Here is a 2,723-nt window from a genome sequence, read left to right as displayed (position 1 = left end):
GGCTGTCGAAGCTCGGCATCGCTGGTCCCCTCCCGCCGGGCGAAGCCCAAGCTCGTCAATTGGTAGAGCAAAGCGGGAGCGGTGGGAACAGGAAGGGAGGGGATTTCAGCCGGCTATTCAGCTTTGCCGCAGTAAGCCTCGAGCCGGTACCCGTCAGGGTCTATGACGAAGGCGGCATAGTAGTTTTCACCATAAGCGGCGCGCAAGCCAGGCGGGCCATTGTCCCTGCCGCCCTCACGCAACGCGGCCGCGTGGAAGGCATCGACGCTCTTTCGCGTCGGCGCGGCGAAGCAGAAATGCAGGCCGGACTCCGTGTCCGCCGGCACCGGCCGCGCGGCTTCATTCACCCAGAGCGCCACTGCATTGGCGCCATAGCCGAGCGAGCCGGGCGACTGGCTGAGGCAGCCATAGCCAAGTGGTTGCAGCAAGGCATCGTAGAAGCGCTTCGAGACAGTTGTGTCGCCAACGCCGAGCGAGATGTGGTCAAGCATCGTTTTCTCCGTTTTTTCATTAGGGTAGCCGATCAGCCTCAAGTCGTGCGGCGGGCGAGGAATTCGACCTCGAGCCGCCAGGTGGCGCCGCCGTCATGCGAGCGCTCGCCGAGCCAACGGAACGAATTCTCGGTGATGCGCGAAAAGCTCCAACGCACCGACGCGCCGGAGCCATCGGCGCCGACCTGCACGATCGTCTCGCCCTCGGCGCGGCCGAGCTGCCGGCTGTAGTATTGGTTGCGCGGATCGCTCCAGAAGATGTGCCAGGCATCGACCCCGGGATCGTAGACGCGCAGGGTCGTACCGTAGAACGTCCACGCGCCGAGAGATGTCTGTACACCAGTATTGCGCGCGGGCAGGATCCACACGTCCTGGATCGCCTTGCCCTCCAGAACCCAGCCGAAATGCACCTCGCCACGCCCGGTAAGAACCGTGCCGTCCTCGAGATGGCGGGTGGCGTCGAATGTCCAGGCGCCGACGAAGCGCCCATAGAGCGCCAGCTTTTCGGCTAGGCCGGGGTTGGGCTCGCCGCTGTGCAGGGCCTCAGCGAAGGAACCGATCATGACTACTGCCTCGTTTGTCAGGAGAGCACGACCAATAGAGGCAGGAAAGGGTTCTGCGCTTGGGGAAAATTGCTAACTTTCGGGCGATGACGACGCGTGAGAAGAAAATCGTCTCGGGCCGGGGCTGGCAGGTGTCGGACGTCGTGTGCACCGCCGGCGTCGGCGACAGCCCGTTCGAGGAAGAGCATCGCGGCTTTTGCGTTGCCGCGGTAACCCAGGGCACGTTCCGCTACCGGACACGCGAGGGCACGGCGATGCTTGCGCCCGGCGCGATCCTGCTCGGCAATCCCGGCGCCTGCTATGAGTGCGGGCATGAGCACGGCGCCGGCGACCGCTGCCTCTCCTTCCATTTTTCGCCGACCTATATGGAGCGCATTGTCGCCGACGTGCCCGGCGCCATGCGGCTTGGCTTCGCCGCGCCGCGCCTGCCGCCGTTGCCGGCGCTTGCGCCGCTGCTGGCGGAAGCGGAAGCCGCGCGGGAAACCGGCGACGCCGACGCATTCGAGGAACTCGGCCTGCGCATTGCCGGCGCGGTGGTCAGGACGAGCTCGGATGCCGTTTATGCCGCCCGCGCGCCGAGCCGTCGCGACCAGAAACGGGTCGCCGAGGCGGTGCGGCTGATCGAACTCGAAGCAGACCGCCCGCTGTCGCTCGCCGACCTCGCCAGCAGCGCGGCGACGAGCCCCTATCATTTTTCCTGCGCAGCTTCCGGCAAGTCGCCGGGATGACGCCTTACCAGTTCCTGCTCAAAACCAGGCTGCACAAGGCCGCCGTGCGACTGCGCACCTCCGACACGGCGATCTCGACGATCGCCTTCAACGCCGGTTTCAGCGACCTGTCGACCTTCAACCGCCGCTTCAGGCGCGAGATGGGAGAAGCGCCTGGCGCCTACCGCGCGCGCCGGACTGGCGGCTACTGAGGGCGCCCGCAACGCGGCCACCGGGGCCCGGTTCAGCGTACTTGCGGTCGCTCTCGGTGACGGCGATCGGCGACGAACCAGCCCCGGCGGCGGCGAAACCCACCGTGGCCATATCGTCGCAATCAGCGGTATCCTTTTGAAATTGCCGCCAAAATTGTCCCTGGAAAAGCGCCACGAAGATTGGAGTTTCGGCGCCGCTTCCTATATAAGCAGCGAGTGATTCCCGACTGGATTGTGACCTGATTTGACCGACCAGAAGACACCGCGCGGCGCCGACGGCGGCCCGACCGGCATCGAGCCGATTTCGATCATCGAGGAGATGCAGCGCTCCTATCTCGATTACGCCATGAGCGTGATCGTCAGTCGCGCGCTGCCCGACGTGCGCGACGGTCTGAAGCCGGTGCATCGCCGCATCCTCTATGCTTCGCATGAGAGCGGCTACCACTGGAACCGCAAATATGTGAAATCGGCGCGCCCAGTCGCCGACGTGATGGGTAAGTACCATCCGCATGGCGACGCCTCTATCTATGACGCCCTGGTGCGCATGGCGCAGGACTGGTCGCTGCGCGTGCCGCTGATCGACGGGCAGGGCAATTTCGGCTCGATCGACGGCGATCCGCCGGCGGCGATGCGCTACACCGAGTCGCGGCTGACCAAGGTCGCGCATGAATTGCTGGAGGACATCGACAAGGAAACCGTCGACTTCCAGGACACCTACGACGCGTCGGGCAGCGAGCCGAAGGTTCTGCC

Annotated in this window: 3 protein-coding genes and 1 pseudogene; 2 read left to right on the top strand and 2 right to left on the bottom strand. The window is 65.3% G+C overall.

Annotation, left to right across the window (positions count from 1 at the left end):
* Positions 1 to 113: 113 nt before the first annotated feature.
* Together EN781_RS30280 and EN781_RS30275 are read right to left on the bottom strand one after the other, a co-directional pair.
* On the bottom strand, positions 114 to 491 hold the full coding sequence (locus EN781_RS30280) for a VOC family protein (RefSeq protein ID WP_126054744.1): 378 nt from the start codon (positions 489 to 491) through the stop codon (positions 114 to 116).
* Between the two features lie 38 nt (positions 492 to 529).
* A complete protein-coding gene (locus EN781_RS30275; RefSeq protein WP_126054743.1) occupies positions 530 to 1,054 on the bottom strand; it encodes a hypothetical protein in 525 nt (174 codons plus the stop codon).
* Between the two features lie 86 nt (positions 1,055 to 1,140).
* Between EN781_RS30275 and EN781_RS30270 the strand changes: the two are divergent.
* Together EN781_RS30270 and EN781_RS30265 are read left to right on the top strand one after the other, a co-directional pair.
* Positions 1,141 to 1,973: pseudogene (locus EN781_RS30270) on the top strand (AraC family transcriptional regulator).
* Between the two features lie 244 nt (positions 1,974 to 2,217).
* The coding region (locus tag EN781_RS30265) for a DNA gyrase subunit A (RefSeq protein WP_281034407.1) at positions 2,218 to 2,723 on the top strand (506 nt) is incomplete at its 3' end.

The sequence above is a fragment of the Mesorhizobium sp. M4A.F.Ca.ET.090.04.2.1 genome, assembly GCF_003999085.1.
Classification (GTDB): domain Bacteria; phylum Pseudomonadota; class Alphaproteobacteria; order Rhizobiales; family Rhizobiaceae; genus Mesorhizobium.
The sequence above is the reverse complement of the archived record's forward strand: the minus strand, read 5'-3'. Positions and strand labels throughout refer to the sequence as shown.